We start from the raw sequence: 15934 nt of genomic DNA on the forward strand, positions 1-15934 counted from the left end.
TCCCCGGCGCAGGCCGGGGCCTAGGTGACCCGCCACCCCAAGGGCCCCGCCCTCCTCCTCATAACCGCGCTGCTGGTCGCAACACCCCTCCTCGCCCAGACCGTAGCGCAGGAACGCAAAGCCCTCGCCCAGGCGCGCGCCGACGCCCGCGCCGCCACCGCGCGCGCCCAGCGTTACGAGAAGGAAGCGACCCAGGCCGAAGGAGCCGCCGCCCGCACCCGCCGCGCCGCCGCCGCCATTGCCGCGCGCATCCAGGCGGCGGAGGCCGACATCGCCGCCGCCCGCGCCCGGATCCAGCTCGTCGACACGCTCCGCGCCCGCCAGCGCACCAGACTGGCGACCGTTCAGGCCCCGATCGTCCGGATGGCCGTCGCGCTCCAGACGCTCGCCCGCCGCCCCGCCGCGCTCGCGCTCGTCCAGCCCGGTTCGATCGACGACGTCGTCCACGTCCGCGCGCTGCTCGCTGCCGGCGTCCCCGCGATCCGCGCCCGCGCCGCACTCGTCCGCACCGAACTCGCCCGCACCGAACAGCTTCGCCTCCAGGGCAACCGCGCCGCCGCCGCGCTCGTCGCCAGCCGCGACCGCCTCGCCCGCGAACGCACCGCGCTCGCCCGGGTCGAGGCCGGCCACCTCGCCCGCTCCGCCAGCCTGGTCGATACCGCCATGGCCGAACAGGACCGCGCGTTGGCACTGGGCGAGGAAGCGCGCGACATCATGACGCTGATGGAGGAGATCGACATCCGCGCCGCGCGCCGCGACCGGCTTGCCGCCCTCCCCGGCCCGATCCCGCGCCCGCTCGTCCCCGGCCTCGCCGCCGTGCCGGTGCCCGAACTCACGGCGGCCAACCGTCCGCCGCCCTACCGCCTCCCCGTCGTCGGACGCGTGCTGACCGGCCTGGGCGAGGTCTCCGACGCCGGCATCCGCGCGCGCGGCGTCACGCTGTCCCCCGCCGCCAGCGCGCAGGTCGTCTCGCCCGGGGCAGGCCGGATCGCCTATGCCGGCGGGTTCCGCGGCTATGGCCGGATCGTCATCGTCGATCATGGCGGCGGCTGGACGACGCTGCTCACCGGCCTCGGCCGCACCGCGGTCATCGCCGGCCAGACGGTCGACGCCGGCAGTCCGCTCGGCACCGCGGCCACGACCCGCCCGTCGATCACCGTCGAACTCCGCCACGACGGCCGCCCGGTCGACATCGCCCCGCTGCTCGCCGGCTGAGCGGGACCATTCGCCCCACCCCGTCAACCCATGGTTCAGCTACGAACGGCGACTATCTCTGTTAACGGCAACCATGTATCCTGTCCGACAACGTCCGTTCGAAAGCTCCGTCACTCCATGACCAAGGCCCTGCTGCGTCCTCTTCTCCTCGTCGGTGCCGTGGCATTGGTGCCCGCGGTCACCGCCGGCATGGCCGCGACCGACGTCCAGACCTACCGTGAACTCGATCAGTTCATGAACGTGTTCGAACGGGTCCGCGCCGAATATGTCGACAAGGTCGACGACAAGACGCTGATCAAGGGCGCGATCGACGGCATGCTCGCCAGTCTGGACCCGCACAGCTCCTATCTCGACGCGCGCGATTTCCAGAACATGAAGACGCAGACCGACGGCGAATATGGCGGTCTCGGCCTCACCGTCGGGATGGAGGACGGCGCCGTGAAGGTGCAGTCCCCGACCGAGGACTCCCCCGCCTTCCGCGCCGGGATCAAGTCCGGCGACTACATCACCCACCTCGACGGCAACCTGATCTACGGCGGCACGCTCGACGAATCGGTCGACAAGATGCGCGGCGCCCCGGGCAGCAAGGTCCGGCTGACTATCGTCCGCCCCGGCCGCGACAAGCCTTTCGACGTCACGCTGGTGCGCGAGATCGTGACGGTGAAGCCTGTGAAGTGGGAAGTCCGCAGCCGCGTCGGCATCATCAACATTAACGCGTTCAGTCGGCTGACCGGCGACGCGGTCCGCTCGGCACTGGTGTCGATCGACAAGTCCGTCGGCGGCCGTCCGCTCGGTTATGTCATCGATCTGCGCTCCAACCCCGGCGGTCTGCTCGACCAGTCGATCGAGGTCGCCGACGCCTTCCTCGACCACGGCGAGATCGTGTCGCAGCGCGGCCGTGAGAAGGCCGATATCGAGCGCTATTACGCCAAGCCCGGCGACCTGTCGCACGGCCTGCCGATCGTCGTACTGGTCGACAGCGGCTCCGCCTCCGCCGCCGAGATCGTCGCCGGCGCGCTGCAGGATCAGCATCGCGCGCTCGTTATGGGCGAACGCAGCTTCGGCAAGGGCTCGGTCCAGACCCTGCTCCCGCTGTCGGAGGACACCGCGCTGCGCCTCACCACCGCGCGCTACTTCACCCCGTCCGGCCGCTCGGTTCAGGAGGGCGGGATCGAACCCGACATCCTCGTGCCGCAGCTGACCGACGTCGACTTCAAGGACCGTCCGCGCCTGCGCGAGGCCGACCTGCGCCGCCACCTGATCAACGAGGTGAAGGTCGACGACAAGATCTTGGAAGACGACGGCAAGACCGACCCGCGCTTCGCTCAGACCCCGGACCAGTTGAAGAAGGCGGGCATCACCGACTTCCAGCTCGACTACGCCATCCGCACCGTCTCCCGCCTCACTACTCCTGCCGCGACGGCAGCACTGGCCGCGCGTCCGACGAGGACCGCAGCCAAGTGAAGCAGGGGCGCTCCTCTGCCCAAACCGCGGGTTGTTCCCCGGCGAAGGCCGGGGCCTTGACGCAACCGCTTCACCTAGGCCCCGGCCTCCGCCGGGGAACGCAACGCCAGTCCCCAATCATTCCGTATCCTGGCGGATGCCGAGATCCAGCTAGGTCTCAGGCGGCAACGCTTGAACTTCACACGCAGCGCATGATGCCCAGCTGGATCCCCGCTTCCGCGGGGATACGCGCAGCAGGTGCAAGCGCATGACGCTCACCCGCCCCCTGACCCAGGCCCGCACCCTCGCCCTCCTGGTCCCGGCCATCGCCCTCGCCGGCGCGCTAGGCTCCCAGTACATCGGCCACCTCTACCCCTGCGAAATGTGCCACTGGCAACGCTGGCCCCACTACGCCGCACTGGCCCTCGCCCTCGCCGCCTTCGCCACGGGCCAAAGCAAAGCCACCCGCTCGCTCGTCATCTTAGCCGCGCTGGCCATCTTCATCTCGGGCGCGATCGGCGTCTTCCATGCCGGCGTAGAATATCGCTGGTGGGAGGGCTTCACAACCTGCACCGGCCTGCCGAACGGTGCAGCCGGCGGCGACATCATGGCGCAGATCTTGGCCGCGCCGATCGTGCGCTGCGATCAGGCGCAGTGGACGCTCGGCGATATTTCGCTCGCCGGGTTCAACGCACTCCTTTCCATTCCCGCCGCCATAGCCATCTGGGTGTTATGCCTGAAGCAACGCTGATCCCCGCCGCCCCGCCCGCCACCGCGACGCAGCTTCCTGCGACGCTCGAAAGGCCGCCCGCCGCGCATGACTCGATGGTCCGCGTCGATCAGGCTGGCGAATATGGCGCCACGCGTATCTATGCCGGCCAACTCGCCGTCATGGGCGATCGCGGCCGCGCCTCGCGCCTGATCGCCCGGATGGCCGCGCAGGAGGAACGCCACCGCGCGATCTTCGACCGGATGATCGTCGATCGCGGAGTCCGCCCCACGCTGCTGCACCCGATCTGGAACGTCGCCGGCTTCGCGCTCGGCGCCGCCACCGCGCTGATCGGTCCGAAGGCCGCCATGGCGTGCACCGCCGCGGTCGAAACCGAAATCGACATCCATTACGAGGACCAGCGCCAGGCGATCGGCGATACCGACCCCGAACTCGGTGCCATCGTCGCGGAGTTCCAGGCCGAGGAGGTCGAGCACCGCGAGATCGCACTGGCGGAGGGTGCGGAGGACGCATTCGGCTACCCCGTCATGTCCGCGCTGATCCGCTTCGGCTGCCGCGTCGCGATCGCCACGTCGAAGCGGATCTGACGGCACGCATCCCCGCGGGCGCCCGTGCGTTCGGACCAAGATAGAACAGAGGTACACGACATGCGCGCATCCATCCTCCTCGCCGCCGGGCTGCTTTCGGGCCTGGCCGGCATCGCCGCCCCGGCGACGGCGCAGACGCGCGGCACCGTCATCACGATCTTCGGCAACGACAAATGCCCGGTCAGCAACGGCGAACAGACCAACATCTGCGTCCGCGCACCCGAGTCCGAGCGCTTCCGTATTCCGGAGACGCTACGCGAAACCAATAACGCCGCCCCCGCGGCGCAGCGTCGCGTCGACGCCGCCCGCGCGGTCGACAACAGCACGATCGGCACCTGCTCCGCGTCCGGCCCCGGCGGGATGATCGGTTGCCAGCGCCAGGAATTTGCCAAGGCCCGCGCCGAGCGCAAGGCCGCCAAGGCCGCAGTCCCCGTCATCGAATAACAGCTAGTCGCTTCTCATTCGCAATAGCGATTGACTCGATTGCGAGTCAGTCGCATTAGCTCTCCCGGGAGCCGGAACCATCCGGCTGGGGAGAAGCAGCTTTGTCCGACGTCGCCACCACCGCCGCGCCCGCGCGCCCGGCCATGTTCCTCGCGCTCGGCTGCGTCGGCTTCATCGCCTCCGCCCCCGCCTGGGCCGCCGATGCGGACGCCACCAAGGATGAGGGCGCACCCGACATCCTGGTCGACGGCGTCCGTGAAAAGCCCAAGCTGATCTCGCCCAAGGCGGTCGCCGACCTGATCGACACGCCGCGCTCCATCGTGGTGATCGACAAGGAAACGATCCGCGAAACCGGCTCCGCCTCGCTGGTCGAGGCGCTCCGCACCGTCCCCGGCATCACCTTCGGCGCGGCGGAGGGCGGCAACCCGATCGGCGACCGCCCGTTCATCCGCGGGTTCGACAGCCAGGGCTCGACCTATCTCGACGGCGTCCGCGATATCGGCGCGCAGAACCGCGAGGTGTTCGCGGTCGAACAGATCCAGGTCGTGCGCGGGTCGGACAGTACACTCGGCGGTCGCGGCTCGGCCGGCGGCTCGCTCAACATCGTCTCGAAACTGCCCGAGGCGCGCACCTTCGCGACTGCGGATCTCAGCTTCGGCACCGCCGACTACAAGCGCACCGTCGCCGACCTGAACTACCAGCTGTCCGACACCGTCGCGGTCCGGCTGAACGGCCTGTGGCACGATCAGGACGTCGCCGGCCGCGACGCGATCTACAGCAAGCGCTGGGGCGTCGCGCCGTCGATCACCATCGGCCTCGGCACGCCGACCCGCCTGACCGCCAGCTATTATCACCTCGAAAGCGACGAACTGCCCGACAGCGGCATCCCGTTCCTCTACACCATCGGCAACACGCCCAAGCTCGGCACGCACTATTCCGAGCCCGCGGTCGGCGCGATCACCACCATCGCCGGCACCACCGGCACGGTCGACCGCGACACCTATTACGGGCTGAAGGACCGCGACTTCCGCGACGCGACGACCGATCAGGCCACGCTCCGCGTCGAACACGACTTCGGCGGCGTCACGCTCCGCAACTTCTCACGCTTCAGCCACAGCGCGCAAAGCTACATCTTCACCATGCCCGACGACAGCCAGGGCAATGTTTACGGCACCAGCGCCGCCAGCCCCGCCACCGCCGGCGGCCAGGTCTGGCGCCGCGCCAACACGCGCTTCGGCTCGACCGACTCGATCATTAACCAGACCGACCTGTACGGCACGCTGTCGACAGGCACGATCAAGCACAGCTTTGCGGTCGGCACCGAGGTCTCGTGGGAGAAAGCCGTCCGCGGCGCCTATGTCCTGTCCGACGGCCGCAACGGCAGCCCGCGGTGCAGCGCACTCGGCGTCGCGCGCTACACCTGCACCAGCGCGTTCACGCCCAACCCGAACGACCCGTTCGTCAATTACAGCACCGACACCGCCACCGGCGTGCCGACCGCGATCACCAAGGGCCTGCCGATCACCCGGACGCAGAACGACGCGCGCACCATTGCGGTCTACGGCTTCGACTCGATCACGCTCACCGATGCGCTGATCCTCAACCTCGGCCTGCGCTACGACGACTTCCACATCGAATCGCAGCCCGGCCTCACCGCCACGTCGACCGGCCCGCGCTACCGCCTGACCCGCGACGACCAGCTGCTCAACGGCCAGGTCGGCCTTGTCTTCAAACCGACCGCGCACAGCAGCCTCTACGCCTCGTTCGCCACCGCCGCGACGCCGCCGAACAGCCTGCTGGGTGAGGGTGCCGAACAGAACGGCATCGCCGCCGCGGCGGGCACGGCCGCGGACCAGATCGCCGCCGCCACGCTCCTGCTCGACGCGCTGAAGGTCGAGAAGACCAAATCCTACGAGGTCGGCGCAAAGGTCGATCTGTTCGGCGACCGGCTCTCGCTCACCGCCGCCGCATTCCGCACCGAAACGAAGAATGCCCGCGCCACCAGCGACGCCGGCACCGTCACCTTCATCGGCGAACGGCGGATCGAGGGCGTCGAACTGGGCGCGAACGGCACGATCCTGCCGGGCTGGACCGTCACCGGCGGCTACACCTATCTCGACGCGCAGATCGTCGACGGCGGCTTCTCCACGCTCACCGCCGCCGCGGTCGGGGCACAGGCCGCCAAGACCGTCAGCGTCGTCTCGGTCAACACCGGCCGCCGCTTCCCGCAGACCGCCAAGCACAGCGCCACGCTCTGGACCAACTGGCAGGCGACCCCCGCGTTCAGCCTCGGCGGCGGCGGTTTCTACACCGGCCGCGTGATCGGCGGCTATTCCGACAATCGTAGCGCGGTGCAGGACGCGGCCGGCGTCGTCACCGTCGTGCCCGCGAGCAGGACGCTGATCCGCTCCGTCCCAGGCTACTGGCGGTTCGACGCGCGTGCCGCCTACCGGTTCAACAACGCGGTCGAACTGGCCGTCAACGTCCAGAACCTGACCGACAAGACCTATTTCAACCAGGTCTACACCGCCCATTATGCCGGCATCGCCCCCGGCCGCTCCGCCTTCGCCACGCTCAGCCTGAAATACTGAGCACCCCGATGACCGCCGCCGCCGCGCTCGACACGCCCTCCCCCGCGGACCTGACCGCCGCGCTCGCCGGCCCGGACCGTGCCCAGTTCGTCCGCCGCGCCGCGCTGGCCGGCGTGGCGGAGGCGCAGATGGTGCTCGGCCAGATGCTGCTCGACGGCCGCGACCTGCCGCAGGACCCGGCCGCCGCCTTCGGCTGGTTCACCGTCGCGGCGCGCGCGGATCACCTGCCCGCGATCAACATGGTCGGGCGCTGCTACGATCTCGGCTGGGGCGTCGCGGTGGACAAGCCGCTCGCCGCCCGCTGGTACCGCACGGCGGCACAACGCGGGCTCGACTGGGGCATGTATAATTACGGCACGCTGCTGGCCCTTGGCGACGGCGTGCCGCAGGATCGCGCCGCCGCCCTCGCCTGGTTCGGCCGCGCCGCCGACATGGGCAACGCGAAGGCCGCGAACTTCGTCGGCAGCTTCCACGAAGACGGCTGGGTCGTCCCCGTCGACTTGGCCGAGGCCGCACGCTGCTACGCGATCGCCGCGGTCGGCGGCGACTTCCGCGGACAGTTCAACCACGCCCGCATGCTGATCGCCAACGGCGACCTCGCCACGGCGCGCACCTGGCTCGAACGCAGCGCCGCGGGCGGCAACCCCCGCTTCCGCGCACAGGCCGCCGCCTGGCTCCGCGCCCACCCGCTACCTGCCTGCGCCGCGCTCGCGCCGCTGTTCGATCCCGCCGCATGATGCGCGCCATCCCCGATATCCTGTCGCCGCAGGCAGTCGCCGATCTCCGCGCCCGCCTGCTCGCCGCCGACTGGATCGACGGCAACGCCACCTCCGGCGCGCAGTCCGCGCTCGCCAAGCGCAACCGCCAGCTGCCCGAGGACTCCCCCGTTGCGGCCGATCTTGGCGGCCAGGTCCTCGACGCACTCGGCCGCTCGCCGCTGTTCGTCGCGGCGGCCCTTCCGCTCAAGGTCTACCCGCCGTTGTTCAACGCCTACAGCGGCGGCGAGGCGTTTGGCACGCATGTCGACGCCGCGATCCGCATCCGCCGCGGCAGCGATTTCCGCATCCGCTCCGATCTGTCCGCCACCCTCTTCCTCTCCGACCCGGACGACTATGACGGCGGCGAACTGGTGATCGAGGGCGGCCTCGCGCCGCAGCGGATCAAGCTGCCCGCCGGCCACATGCTGCTCTACCCCGCGAACACGCTCCACCGCGTCGAACCGGTCACGCGCGGCACGCGGCACGCCGCCTTCTTCTGGATCCAGTCGATGGTCCGCGACTTGGCCGCGCGCACCATGTTGTTCGATCTCGACCAGAGCATCCAGGCGCTCGGGGCGGCGCTCGATCCCGGCCACGCCGAGCTCGTCCGGCTGACCGGCCTCTACCACAACCTCCTGCGTCGCTGGGCCGACGCCTGACGGCTCGACTAACCCGTTGGGACACGTCAAGAATGGCGCCATGCCCGCGCTCCGCATCCTGATTGTCGACGATGAGACGCTCGCGCTCGACCGGCTCGAAACGATGCTGTCGCGGATCGACGACGTCGTGGTCGTCGCGCGCGCGTCGGACGGCATCGATGCGGTCGACCGCATCGCAGCACTCCGCCCCGACCTCGTCCTGCTCGATATCCAGATGCCCGGGCTCGACGGTCTCGGCGTCGCCGCGGCCCTCGGCGACGGCCCGCGCCCCGACCTCGTCTTCGTCACCGCACACGATCATCACGCCCCCGCTGCGTTCGACGTCGACGCGGTGGACTATCTCCTGAAACCCGTCGATCCGGACCGCCTCGCCCGCGCCATTGCCCGCGTCCGCCTGCGCCGCAGCGGCCGCCCCCCGGTCACGCCCCCCGCCGCCGGCCCGAATGCGCCAGTCGGCACCACGCAGGATCTCTGGGTCCCCGACCGCACCGGCCTGCGCCGCGTCGCGATCGCCGACATCGGCTGGATCGAGGCGGCGCGCGACTATGTCCTGCTCCACGCCGCGGACCGCAGCCACATGCTGCGCATCACCATGACCGACCTCGAACGCCGCCTCGCCGGCTCCGCGCTCGTCCGCGTCCACCGCTCCGCCTTCGTTCGCCCCGACCGCGTCGCCCGCATCGGCCGCTCCGGCCGCACCGCCGTCCTTATCCTGACCGACGGCACCCAGGTGCAAGTCGGCCCCAGCTACCTCGACAAGCTGGACGCCATCCTCGCCGGCTGAGCCAGGCAAAAGCCCTCCCCCACCGGGGGGAGGGTTGGGTGGGGGGCTTAGACTTGAAGGGCCCGAGAACTCCAAGCCAAACCATACCCCCTCTCCCCTCCGGGGAGAGGGCTGGGGAGAGGGGCAGTGGCTTGATGCAACCAACACCCCCAGCCAAGCCCCCCACCCCAACCCTCCCCCCGGTGGGTGGAGGGGGCAGACACACCCACTCCACCCACAAACCCACAAAGCTTCACCCCCGCCCCCCTTTCCTCTATCATGCCCCGATGGCATCCCTCCGCCCCGGCGCCCGTCCCTTCTTCGATGACAAGAACCGTGCGTTCTGGATCCTGCAGTCGGCCGGCTGGACGGGCTATTTCCTGCTCCGTTCGCTCAACGGCATCGCCAACGCGATGGGCCTGCTGTTCATCGTGCCAACAGCACTCGCCACCGCATCCGGTTTCTCGCTCACCTTGCTGATGGCGGCCATCTTCCGCCGCCTCATCACGATGAAACCGATCGTCACCTGGGGCGTCTCGATCCCGATCCTGCTGATCGCGTCCGCCGTGTTTTCGACGATCGAGGTGTGGGCCCACGCCACTTTCTACCGCCCCGGCGTGATGCCTTCGGGGCTCGAATTCTTCGGCGCGATCATCCTCGATTTCTCGCTGCTCGTGGCCTGGTCGGCGCTCTATTACGGCATCAATTTCTACCTGCTGCTCGAACAGCAGCTCGACCGCGCAGCCAAGCTCGAAAGCCAGGCCGCCACCTCGCAACTCGCGATGCTGCGCTACCAGCTCAACCCGCATTTCCTGTTCAACACATTGAATTCCATCTCGACTCTCGTGCTGCTGAAACAGACCGATCGCGCCAACGCCATGTTGTCGCGGCTCTCCTCCTTCATGCGCTACACACTGGTCAATGATCCCGCGGGCGAGGTGACGGTGGCGCAGGAGATCGAGACGCTGAAGCTCTATCTCGAGATTGAGAAGATGCGGTTCGAGGATCGCCTCCGCACCAGCTTCCGCGTCGATCCGCCGGCCGACCGCGCCTACCTCCCCTCGCTGCTGCTCCAGCCGCTGGTCGAGAACGCCATCAAATATGCGGTGACGCCAAAAGAGGACGGCGCCGACATTTCGGTCGAGGCGCGGCTGGCCAACGGCCGGGTCCAGATCCGGGTGTCGGACACCGGGCCGGGGTTGAACGAGGGCGTTCCGCGGACCACCTCATCGACTGGCGTCGGTCTGGCGAACATACGCGACCGGCTGGCGCAAGCTTATGGCGCGGACCAGCGCTTCGATATTCAAACGAATCCGGAAGGAGGGTTCGCCGTCTTGATCGAAATCCCCTTCCGGCCTGAGTTATCCAAGGAAAACGCATGACGATCCGCACCATCCTCGTCGACGACGAATCGCTGGCGATCCAGGGCCTGCAATTGCGGCTCGAACCGCATGAGGACGTCGAAATCATCGAAACGTGCAGCAACGGGCGCGAAGCGATCCGTGCTATCAAGACGCACAAACCCGACCTTGTGTTCCTCGACATCCAGATGCCCGGCTTCGACGGCTTCTCCGTCATCCAGGGCCTGATGGAGGTCGAACCACCGCTCTTCGTCTTCGTCACCGCCTATATGGACCACGCCCTGCGCGCGTTCGAGGCGGACGCCGTCGACTATCTCATGAAGCCGGTTGAGACCGACCGCCTCGCCGACACGCTCGACCGCGTCCGCCAGCGCCTCGCCGCGCGTCGCGGGCAAGAGGAAGCCGGCCGCTTGAAGGAAGTGCTGGCCGAGGTCGCGCCCGACACGATGGACGCCATCACCGACGGCCACAGCAGCGAGGCTCCGGCCGCCAACCGTTTCGAAAAGCTCATCAACATCAAGGACCGCGGCCAGATCTTCCGCGTCGACGTCGACACGATCGAGCGGATCGACGCCGCTGGCGACTATATGTGCATCTACACCGGCGACAACACGCTGATCCTGCGCGAAACGATGAAGGACCTCGAAAAGCGTCTCGACCCGCGCCGCTTCCAGCGCGTCCACCGCTCCACCATCGTGAACCTGGACCTGGTGAAGGAGGTCAAACCCCACACCAACGGCGAATGCTTCCTCGTCTTGGGGTCCGGCGCCCAGGTTAAAGTCAGCCGCAGCTACCGTGACGTGGTCGCCCGCTTCGTCCACTAAGAGAACCACTGTTCCCCCGCGGACGCGGGGGTCCAGCTAAGCCCCAAAAGCTGCACCAAGTCGCAAAGCTGGATCCCCGCATCCGCGGGGATACTCAAAGCCGCGATTGTTCCCCGGCGTAGGCCGGGGCCTAGGTGAAACGCTCGCCCCTAGGCCCCGGCCTACGCCGGGGAACTGCGGCGGAAGCGCGTAAACCTCACCCCTTCCCCACCAAGAACCGCATAGCCACCCCATTCATACAATATCTTAGCCCAGTCGGCTTAGGCCCATCATCGAACACATGCCCCTGATGCCCACCACACCGCGCGCAATGCACCTCGGTCCGGCTCATCCCCAGCGTCCGGTCGGTCGTCGTCCCCACCGCACCCTTCAGCGGCGCCCAGAAACTCGGCCACCCCGTCCCGCTGTCGAACTTCGTCGTTGATGAAAACAGCGGCAACGCACAGCCCGCACACACGAACGTCCCGCGCCGATGCTCGTTGTTCAGCGGGCTGCTGAACGGCACCTCCGTCCCCTCCTGCCGCAACACGCGATAGGCCGCGGGGCTCAGCTTGGCGCGCCACTGCGCATCGCTCAGCTTGTACGGGAAATTGCCCTTCGGCGCGGCGGATCCGAACCCGCTCCACCCGAACAGCCCGATCGCGCCGCCGACGCCCAGCGCCGCCGCACCCAGAAACCCACGCCGCGTCCCGTCCATGCCGAACATCCTGTATACTGCAAGGACTGTACGTAGGGTTCAAACCGCCGGTTTCATCCCCCGCCGCCGGAACCGGCCGAACCAGCCACCGCCACCCGACTTCAGCACGCTCCGCCGGAACAGCCCCGCCGCGATTCGCACGATCACCGCCACCCAGATCAGCTGCCACCCGATCGCCAGCAGATGCGGCCACAGCGCCGGCCCCTGCGCCGCGCGCGCCAGCATCGCGAACGGGCTGCTCCACGGGAACAGCGCCGCCGCGATCCCCATCGCCGACTGCGGCGCGCCCAGCGACGACGACGCGAACGCCAGCACCCCCATCTGCCCCATCGTCACCGGCAACGACATCATCTGCACCTCGCGCGGCGACGCCGCCTGCCCCCCGATCCCGATGAACAGCGCGCCCAGCAACAGGAACAACGTCGTGAAATAGGCCAGCCCCAACACCAGGAACAGCGGCCAGCCCACCGCGGGCGCAGGCACCGCCGGCAGCTGTCCGGCAACCAGCGCCAGCCCGGTCAGCACCGTCCCGCCCCACACCGCGATTCCCGTGAACGACATCGCCAGCATCGCGAACAGCTTGCCCAGGAAGATCGCATCGACCGGCACCGCGGCGGCCAGCACTTCGATCACCTTGCTCGATTTCTCCTCGATCATGTTCGACAGCAGCATGCCCGCCAGGATCATCGTCAGGAACATCAGCAGGAACTGTCCGGCACGCGCGATCAACGTCCGCCCGGATCGGTCCGTCCCCGCCGCCCGGTCCACCGGCCGCTCCACCACGTCCACCACCGGCGGCACGCGTCCGTCCAGCGCCCGCATCTGCCGCGCACTGTCCAGCACCAGCCCGATATCGCCGCCGACCGATCCGATCCCGCCGCGACTCCCCGTCAGCGTCGGCCGGTCCAGCCCACCGGTCAGTACCGCCACCACGCCCCGCCCGCCGCCATCGGCCAGCAGGCGCTTCACCTGAACCGCCTCTGCCCCGTCCGGCATCACCATCCGCAACCGCGGCAGCGCGCGCGGCCCCAACCGCTCGATCAGCCGCGCGCCCGCATGGCCGATCGCCGCCGCCGTCTCCGGCGCCGCGATCACCGCGACGGTCGGGTGCAGCGCCTCGCGGTCCTGGCTCGCCCCCATCGCGCCGAACCCGACGCCCGCAATGACGGGCAGCAGTGGGAACAGCAGGAACAGGACGAACGCCTTGGAGAACACCGTCGCGGCATAATCGCGCCGCGCGATGACCAGCGCGGCCCGGATGATCTCCCTCATGCCACCGGCTCCTTCTGCGCATCCAGTTCCGCCGCGACCGCCGCCCCCGCGATCGCCACGAACGCATCGTGCAACCCAGGCCGCTCGATCGACAGCGTCTCGATCCCCGCCCCGCCGTCGATCAGCGCCTTCAGCAACGGTTCGACCCCGCTCTCCGGCAGGGCAAAACTCCACCCGTTGCCCTCCGTCACCGCATCGGCCGGCAACGCCGCGCGCCACGCCCCGTCCGCCGCGCGCGTCCGCACCCGCACCTGCGGCCGCAACCGCCCGCGCGCCTCGTCTACGCTCCCGTCGAACCGCACGCGCCCGCCCGCGATGATCGCGATCCGCTCGCACAGCCGCTCCGCATGCGCGATGACATGCGTCGAAAACAGCACCGTCACCCCCTCGCGCGCCTGCCCGCGGATCAGCCCCTCCAGCCGCCCCTGGTTCAGCGCATCCAGCCCCGAAAAAGGCTCGTCCAGCACGATCAGCCGCGGCCGGTGCACGATCGTTCCGAGCAGCTGCACCGTCTGCGCCATGCCCTTCGACAGCGTGCGGATCGGCTTCAACCGACTGTCGCCCAGCCCCGCCTCCTCCAGCAACGCATCCGCCCGCACGCGTCCCTCGCGCAGGGGCAACCCGCGCAGCGCGCCCATGAACGCCACCGCCTCGCGCGCCGTCATCGCCGGGTACAGCCCGCGCTCCTCCGGCAGATACCCGACATGATGCGCCGCCCGGATCGGCCGCGCCTCACCCAGCAGTGTGCGGTGCCCCGCATCCGGATCGATGATCCCCAGCAGCATCCGCAACGTCGTCGTCTTGCCCGCCCCGTTCGGCCCCAGCACGCCGAAGATCGCCCCCTCCGGCACCCGCAGCGAGATCCCGTCCACCGCCCGCTTGCCGTCGAAACTCTTGACTAGCCCCTCGGCCACGATCGCATCCATACCGCCCCCCTGACCCGTTGCTTGAGCGATACCGCGGCCCGCGACGTTTCCCTACGGAGATTTGAGCCCCGCGCGCGAGAACCCCGCTTATCCCGAGCGAAGTCGAGGGACCCTTCGAGCGCAGTCGAGAAGCCAGCCTCACCGGCTCCGCAACGTCGTAGGAAGCAAGACCGGAACGCCGGTACCATCCGCCGCACAACCCCCTGTCGCGAACATCCGTCCACCGCGCTACAGTCACACTGTGCAAGCCACCTTAGAAACCCGCCTGAAACAGGAAGCACTCGCGCTCGGCTTCGTCACCTGCGGCATCGCACGCGCCGACGCAGCACCGCAGACCGCCGCCCGCCTCGCCGCCTGGCTGGCCGACGGGGCGCACGGCGACATGCTCTGGATGGCCGACCGCGCCGAACAGCGCGGCAGTCCCGCCGCACTCTGGCCGCAGGTCCGCACCGTCGTCATGCTCGGCATGAGCTACGCGCCACCCGGCGACCCGCTCGCGCTGGAAAATGAACCACAGATCGGCCGGATCAGCGCCTACGCCCGCGGCCAGGACTATCACGACATCGTCAAGAAGGCGCTCAAGGCCCTCGCCCGCTGGCTCGTCGCGGCCGGCGGTGGCGACCTGAAGGTCTTCGTCGACACCGCCCCCGTCATGGAAAAACCGATGGCGGAGGCCGCCGGTCTCGGCTGGCAGGGCAAGCACACCAATGTCGTCAGCCGGACGGACGGCAGCTGGCTGCTGCTCGGCGCGATCATGACCACGCTCGATCTCGCCCCCGATCCGCCCGCGGTCGACCGCTGCGGCCGCTGCGACGCCTGCCAGCGCGCCTGCCCGACCGACGCCTTCCCCGCCCCCTACCGGCTCGATGCGCGGCGCTGCATCTCCTACCTCACGATCGAACATAAAGGCCCGATCCCGCACGAATTTCGCACCGCGATCGGCAACCGGCTCTACGGGTGCGACGACTGCCTCGCCGTCTGCCCCTGGAACAAGTTCGCCGCGTCCGCCGCCGCCAACCGCGCCTTCCACACCCGCGCCGAACTCGCCGCCCCGGCGATCGCCGACATCCTCCAGCTCGACCACGCCGCCTTCCGCGAAGTCTTCTCCGGCTCCCCCATCAAACGCATCGGCCGCAACCGCATGATCCGCAACGCCCTCATCGTGGCGGGCAACGGTGACGGCGGTGCGCTTGTTCAGGTGCTGGCGCTGCTGGACGACCCGGACGAAGTGGTCCGCGGTGCTGCGGTCTGGGCGCTTGGTAGGCTTGACCCACAGCGTTTCGCCGAAGAACGGGATGTCCGGCTGACCGTCGAACGCGACGAAACAGTCCGATCCGAATGGACAGCATTGATCGACGGAAACGTGGTCAGCACTCTACCGCTCGCCCAACTCCACCCCCAAACCGCTTATCCTGAGTAGGGGCTGAGCGAAGTCGAAGACCCGTATCGAAGGACAGCCCGCCCCCGTCTCAAAACCGAAAACAAATCCCGTCCATCCCGAGCGAAGTCGAGGGACCCCTTCGAGCGTAGCCGAGAAGCGCGAAGGCAGGAGACCTCGGCTTCGCTCGGTCAGTCCCTCGACTGCGCTCGGGATGGACGGGTTAACGCAAGTCCACTCCCCCCAAACCCGTTTGGTTCGAGCCTGTCGATAACTCCGCGCAGGT

The 15934-nt window shown here is 69.0% G+C and carries 15 protein-coding genes; 12 read left to right on the forward strand and 3 right to left on the reverse strand.

Annotated features, from left to right (window positions below):
• The first annotated feature begins 24 nt into the window (after positions 1–24).
• The 11 genes from IEX50_RS10670 (at position 25) to IEX50_RS10720 (ending at position 11375) form a co-directional block, all read left to right on the forward strand.
• Complete coding sequence (locus IEX50_RS10670) at positions 25–1215, forward strand: murein hydrolase activator EnvC family protein (RefSeq protein WP_157175912.1); 1191 nt, start codon at positions 25–27, stop codon at positions 1213–1215.
• Between the two features lie 117 nt (positions 1216–1332).
• Positions 1333–2679 (forward strand): S41 family peptidase, encoded by a 1347-nt coding sequence (locus tag IEX50_RS10675; protein WP_157175913.1) that lies wholly within the window; start codon positions 1333–1335, stop codon positions 2677–2679.
• Between the two features lie 247 nt (positions 2680–2926).
• Positions 2927–3409, forward strand: coding sequence for a disulfide bond formation protein B (locus IEX50_RS10680; protein WP_157175914.1), 483 nt, complete (start codon positions 2927–2929; stop codon positions 3407–3409).
• Between the two features lie 74 nt (positions 3410–3483).
• Complete coding sequence (locus tag IEX50_RS10685; RefSeq protein WP_229673959.1) at positions 3484–3975, forward strand: demethoxyubiquinone hydroxylase family protein; 492 nt, start codon at positions 3484–3486, stop codon at positions 3973–3975.
• A 60-nt stretch (positions 3976–4035) separates the two neighbouring features.
• Positions 4036–4419, forward strand: a complete 384-nt coding sequence (locus IEX50_RS10690) for a hypothetical protein (protein WP_157175916.1) — start codon at positions 4036–4038, stop codon at positions 4417–4419.
• A 101-nt stretch (positions 4420–4520) separates the two neighbouring features.
• Positions 4521–7010, forward strand: a complete 2490-nt coding sequence (locus tag IEX50_RS10695) for a TonB-dependent receptor (RefSeq protein WP_408640940.1) — start codon at positions 4521–4523, stop codon at positions 7008–7010.
• Between the two features lie 8 nt (positions 7011–7018).
• Positions 7019–7747: a tetratricopeptide repeat protein gene (locus IEX50_RS10700; protein WP_157175917.1), complete on the forward strand. Its 729-nt coding sequence runs from the start codon at positions 7019–7021 to the stop codon at positions 7745–7747.
• Entirely contained in the window at positions 7744–8427 is a 684-nt protein-coding gene (locus IEX50_RS10705) for a Fe2+-dependent dioxygenase (RefSeq protein WP_157175918.1), read from the forward strand. Before IEX50_RS10700 ends, IEX50_RS10705 begins: the two co-directional genes overlap by 4 nt.
• Before the next feature lie 40 nt (positions 8428–8467).
• The gene (locus IEX50_RS10710; protein ID WP_157175919.1) at positions 8468–9211 is read left to right on the forward strand and encodes a LytR/AlgR family response regulator transcription factor; all 744 of its coding nucleotides are present in this window, start codon (positions 8468–8470) and stop codon (positions 9209–9211) included.
• Positions 9212–9477: 266 nt separating this feature from the next.
• A complete protein-coding gene (locus tag IEX50_RS10715; RefSeq protein WP_157175920.1) occupies positions 9478–10572 on the forward strand; it encodes a sensor histidine kinase in 1095 nt (364 codons plus the stop codon).
• Positions 10569–11375 (forward strand): LytR/AlgR family response regulator transcription factor, encoded by an 807-nt coding sequence (locus IEX50_RS10720; RefSeq protein ID WP_157175921.1) that lies wholly within the window; start codon positions 10569–10571, stop codon positions 11373–11375. The genes IEX50_RS10715 and IEX50_RS10720 overlap by 4 nt, the downstream gene beginning before the upstream one ends.
• A gap of 196 nt (positions 11376–11571) precedes the next feature.
• Here the strand turns inward: IEX50_RS10720 and msrB are convergent, their stop codons facing one another.
• The 3 genes from msrB to IEX50_RS10735 are packed head-to-tail and all read right to left on the reverse strand — an operon-like array spanning position 11572 to position 14270.
• Positions 11572–12072 carry a peptide-methionine (R)-S-oxide reductase MsrB gene (gene msrB, locus IEX50_RS10725; RefSeq protein WP_157175922.1) on the reverse strand — a complete coding sequence of 167 codons (501 nt, stop codon included), beginning with the start codon at positions 12070–12072 and terminating at the stop codon, positions 11572–11574.
• A gap of 39 nt (positions 12073–12111) precedes the next feature.
• Positions 12112–13344 (reverse strand): ABC transporter permease, encoded by a 1233-nt coding sequence (locus IEX50_RS10730; protein ID WP_157175923.1) that lies wholly within the window; start codon positions 13342–13344, stop codon positions 12112–12114.
• The gene (locus IEX50_RS10735; RefSeq protein ID WP_157175924.1) at positions 13341–14270 is read right to left on the reverse strand and encodes an ABC transporter ATP-binding protein; all 930 of its coding nucleotides are present in this window, start codon (positions 14268–14270) and stop codon (positions 13341–13343) included. Before IEX50_RS10735 ends, IEX50_RS10730 begins: the two co-directional genes overlap by 4 nt.
• A 241-nt stretch (positions 14271–14511) precedes the next feature.
• On the opposite strand from IEX50_RS10735, the gene queG reads away from it, so the two are divergent.
• Entirely contained in the window at positions 14512–15690 is a 1179-nt protein-coding gene (gene queG, locus IEX50_RS10740; protein WP_157175925.1) for a tRNA epoxyqueuosine(34) reductase QueG, read from the forward strand.
• The last annotated feature ends 244 nt before the right edge of the window (positions 15691–15934 follow it).

It is taken from the genome of Sphingomonas prati (genome assembly GCF_014643515.1).
GTDB lineage: Bacteria > Pseudomonadota > Alphaproteobacteria > Sphingomonadales > Sphingomonadaceae > Sphingomonas_R > Sphingomonas_R prati.